The sequence below is a fragment of the Ureaplasma diversum NCTC 246 genome (genome assembly GCF_000731915.1).
Classification (GTDB): domain Bacteria; phylum Bacillota_I; class Bacilli_A; order Mycoplasmatales; family Mycoplasmoidaceae; genus Ureaplasma; species Ureaplasma diversum.
Genome location: NZ_JFDP01000004.1, coordinates 1 through 4,939 on the forward strand (window position 1 = coordinate 1; position 4,939 = coordinate 4,939).

Below are 4,939 nucleotides of genomic sequence, written 5' to 3' on the forward strand. Positions count from 1 at the left end.
AACAAGAATGATCTTTGAAAACTAAATAGAATCCGTCAATTTTTAAGAGTTTGATCCTGGCTCAGGATTAACGCTGGCGGCATGCCTAATACATGCAAATCGAACGAAGCCTTTTTGGCTTAGTGGTGAACGGGTGAGTAACACGTATCCAATCTACCCTTAAGTTTGGGATAACTAGTCGAAAGATTAGCTAATACCGGATAATAACATTTACTTGCATGAGTGAATGTAGAAAGTTGCGTTTGCAACGCTTTTGGATGAGGGTGCGACGTATCAGATAGTTGGTGAGGTAACGGCTCACCAAGTCATTGACGCGTAGCTGTACTGAGAGGTAGAACAGCCACAATGGGACTGAGACACGGCCCATACTCCTACGGGAGGCAGCAGTAGGGAATTTTTCACAATGGGCGAAAGCCTTATGAAGCAATGCCGCGTGAACGATGAAGGTCTATAAGATTGTAAAGTTCTTTTATTTGGGAAGAACCACTAAAATAGGAAATGATTTTAGTTTGACTGTACCATTTGAATAAGTATCGGCTAACTATGTGCCAGCAGCCGCGGTAATACATAGGATGCAAGCGTTATCCGGATTTACTGGGCGTAAAACGAGCGCAGGCGGATTTGTAAGTTTGGTATGAAATCTAGATGCTTAACGTCTAGCTGTATCAAAAACTACGAATCTAGAGTGTAGCAGAGAGTTGGGGAACTCCATGTGGAGCGGTAAAATGCGTAGATATATGGAAGAACACCGGTGGCGAAGGCGCCAACTTGGACTATTACTGACGCTTAGGCTCGAAAGTGTGGGGAGCAAATAGGATTAGATACCCTAGTAGTCCACACCGTAAACGATCATCATTAAATGTCGGCTCGCTTATGAGTCGGTGTTGTAGCTAACGCATTAAATGATGTGCCTGGGTAGTACATTCGCAAGAATGAAACTCAAACGGAATTGACGGGGACCCGCACAAGTGGTGGAGCATGTTGCTTAATTTGACAATACACGTAGAACCTTACCTAGGTTTGACATCTATTGCAATGCTATAGAAATATAGCGGAGGTTAACAATATGACAGGTGGTGCATGGTTGTCGTCAGCTCGTGTCGTGAGATGTTGGGTTAAGTCCCGCAACGAGCGCAACCCCTTTCGCTAGTTAATTTATCTATCGATACTGCTACCGCAAGGTAGAGGAAGGTGGGGATGACGTCAAATCATCATGCCCCTTATATCTAGGGCTGCAAACGTGCTACAATGGCTAATACAAACAGCTGCAATACCGTAAGGTGGAGCGAATCTGATAAAGTTAGTCTCAGTTCGGATAGAGGGCTGCAATTCGCCCTCTTGAAGTTGGAATCACTAGTAATCGCGAATCAGACATGTCGCGGTGAATACGTTCTCGGGTCTTGTACACACCGCCCGTCAAACTATGGGAGCCGGTAATATCTGAAACCGTACTGTTAACCTTTTTGGAGGCATACGTCTAGGGTAGGATTGGTGACTGGAGTTAAGTCGTAACAAGGTATCCCTACGAGAACGTGGGGATGGATCACCTCCTTTCTTCGGAGTAAATTTTAAATTTACGTACTAAGTGTACATTTATACAAAATCCATTATATATAGCCACAATTATTATTTTTATTACATTCATATAATGGTCGGATTCTATTTAGTTTTGAGAGATTCATTCTCTCCCATATTAGTTTTTAATATGGTGATCGATCTTTGAAAACTGAATAATATCAACAAATCTTTCTAATCAATGACGATTGAATTTGTCATTGAAAAGATACTATATTTTTAATATAGTTAACAATCATATAACAAAACTTAAAGGATTTATAATAAGTTACTAAGAGCTTATGGTGAATGCCTTGGGACAAACAGGCGATGAAGGACGTGCAAATCTGCGATAAGCAACGGGTAGTTGATAAGAAACGCCAATCCGTTGATCTCCGAATGAGGAAACTCAGTATAGTAACTCCATTACTATACTATTATTAAGTGAATACATAGCTTAATAAAGCGATACTTGGTGAAGTGAAACATCTCAGTAGCCAAAGGAAAAGAAAACGAATGTGATTCCCTCAGTAGCGGCGAGCGAAAGGGGAACAGGCCAAACCAAGATTTATCTTGGGGTTGTAGGACTACAATGTGGACTAAATAATGATAGTAGAATTGGTTGGGAAGCCAAATCATAGAGGGTGATAATCCCGTATACGAAATCATTATTTTACCTAGTAGTATCCTGAGTAGGGCGGGACACGTGGAATCCTGTCTGAATCTGCCCAGACCATTGGGTAAGCCTAAATACTAGTTTGTCACCGATAGCGCATAGTACCGTGAGGGAACGGTGAAAAGAACCCAGAGATGGGAGTGAAATAGAACCTGAAACCATAAGCTTACAAGGTGTTAGAGCACATCAATGTGTGATAGCGTGCCTTTTGAAGTATGAGCCAGCGAGTTATTGTAGCATGCGAGGTTAAGTTGTAGAAACGGAGCCGTAGGGAAACCGAGTCTGAACAGGGCGCTTTAGTATGTTGCAATAGACGCGAAACGGGGTGATCTATCCATGGGCAGGTTGAAGGTGAAGTAACATTTACTGGAGGACCGAACCCACTTTCGTTGAAACGACAGGGGATGACCTGTGGATAGCGGTGAAATTCCAATCGAACTCCGTGATAGCTCGTTCTCGTCGAAATATTTTTAGGAATAGCGTTGGATTATTGATTATGTGGGGGTAAAGCGCTGAATCTATGATGGCGCCACCTCGGTGTACTGAATAGAATTAAACTCTGAATACCATATAATCTACTCCAGCAGTCAGACAGTGGGGGATAAGCTTCATTGTCGCGAGGGAAACAGCCCAGATCATTAACTAAGGTCCCTAATATATGCTAAGTGGAAAACGATGTTGAGTTTCTTAAACAGCAAGGATGTTGGCTTAGAAGCAGCCACCGTTTAAAGAGTGCGTAACAGCTCACTTGTCGAGAGACTCTGCGCGGAAGATGTAACGGGGCTAAGCATATAACCGAAGTTATGGGTAGCATTTGCTACGGTAGACGAGTGTTGTATATGGGATGAAGGTAGACTGTGAAGGCTATTGGACTTTATACAAGCAAGAATGCTGGCGTGAGTAACGAATGAGAGTGAGAATCTCTCAAACCGATTGACTAAGGGTTCCTGGGCCAGGGTCGTCCTCCCAGGGTAAGTCGAATCCTAAGGCGAGGCTGAAAAGCGTAGTCGATGGAAAACAGGTTAATATTCCTGTACCTATGTATTGTGTGATGGAGTGACGGAGAAGGTTATTATGTGCCAGTAATCGGATTCTGGTTTAAATAACAAGGTTGACAAATAGGCAAATCCGTTTGTCATAAGACTAAGTTATGAGTACGATCGACCCCTTCGGGCAGTAGAGAAGACATATATATCATGCTTCCAAGAAAAGCTTCTAGCGTTAAACAATATGTAGTTCGTACCGAGAACGAACACACGTAGTCAAGGAGAATATCCTAAGGTTAGCGAGTTAACTACAGTTAAGGAACTCTGCAAATTGATCCCGTACGTTAGCAATAAGGGATGCTCACTTAACGGTGAGCCGCAGTGAATAGCGAGGGGGGACTGTTTAACAAAAACACAGCTCTATGCTAAGTCGTAAGACGATGTATATGGGGTGACACCTGCCCAATGCTGTAAGGTTAAAGAAGAATGTTAGCGCAAGCGAAGCTTTTGACTGAAGCCCCAGTGAATGGCGGCCGTAACTATAACGGTCCTAAGGTAGCGAAATTCCTTGTCGGGTAAATTCCGTCCCGCTTGAATGGTGTAACCATCTCTTGACTGTCTCAACTGTAGACTCGGTGAAATCCTGGTGAGGGTGAAGACGCCCTCTTGGCGTGATTGGACGGAAAGACCCCATGAAGCTTTACTGTAGCTTAATATTGGGAATTTTTATTGCTTGTAGAGCATAGGTAGGAGACTTTGAAGTATACTCGCTAGGGTATATGGAGTCACCGTTGGAATACTACCCTTGCAATAAGAATTCTCTTAACCTGCAACCATGAATCTGGTTGGGGGACAGTGTTAGGTGGGCAGTTTGACTGGGGCGGTCGCCTCCCAAAAGGTAACGGAGGCGCGCAACGGTACCCTCAGCACGGTTGGAAATCGTGTATAGAGTGTAATGGTATAAGGGTGCTTGACTGTGAGACTTACAAGTCGAACAGGTAGGAAACTAGGTCATAGTGATCCGGTGACTCCGTATGGAAGGGTCATCGCTCAACGGATAAAAGCTACTCTGGGGATAACAGGCTGATAGTGCCCAAGAGTTCATATCGACGGCACTGTTTGGCACCTCGATGTCGACTCATCTCATCCTGGAGCTGAAGCAGGTTCCAAGGGTTCGGCTGTTCGCCGATTAAAGAGATACGTGAGTTGGGTTCAAACCGTCGTGAGACAGGTTGGTTCCTATCTGTCATGCCCGTAGGAAGATTGAGAAGAGCTGTTCCTAGTACGAGAGGACCGGAATGGACACACCTCTTGTGATCCTGTTGTCGTGCCAGCGGCACTGCAGGGTAGCAACGTGTGGAATAGAGAAACGCTGAAAGCATCTAAGTGTGAAACTAACTTCAAGATTAATCTTCCCTTCCTTAAATGGAGTAAGAATCGTTATAGACCATAACGTTGATAGGTCAGATGTGTACGCACGGTGACGTGTTAAGCTAACTGATACTAATAATTCGAGGACTTATGTAAATCCTGTCATTGATTAAAAAGTGTTGATAATATTTAGTTTTCAAATATCGATCAAATAGTGTGGTGAAGATATCAGAGTGGAAATACCTGTTCCCATCCCGAACACAGAAGTCAAGCACTCTAGAGCCGACGATAGTTTAAAATAAAATAGGTCATCGCCACGCAAATAATTAAGCACCATTTGGTGCTTTTTTTT

General features: G+C 43.6%; 3 rRNA genes. All 3 read left to right on the top strand.

The features are described from left to right. Positions 1-38: 38 nt before the first annotated feature. The 3 genes from UDIV_RS00305 (at position 39) to rrf (ending at position 4,907) form a co-directional block, all read left to right on the top strand. Positions 39-1,554: ribosomal RNA gene (locus tag UDIV_RS00305) — 16S ribosomal RNA — on the top strand. 282 nt (positions 1,555-1,836) lie between these two features. Further along, positions 1,837-4,743 (top strand): 23S ribosomal RNA (locus tag UDIV_RS00310). Between the two features lie 59 nt (positions 4,744-4,802). Next, a 5S ribosomal RNA gene (gene rrf / locus UDIV_RS00315) occupies positions 4,803-4,907 on the top strand. Together the 16S, 23S and 5S rRNA genes form the textbook arrangement of a ribosomal RNA operon. The last annotated feature ends 32 nt before the right edge of the window (positions 4,908-4,939 follow it).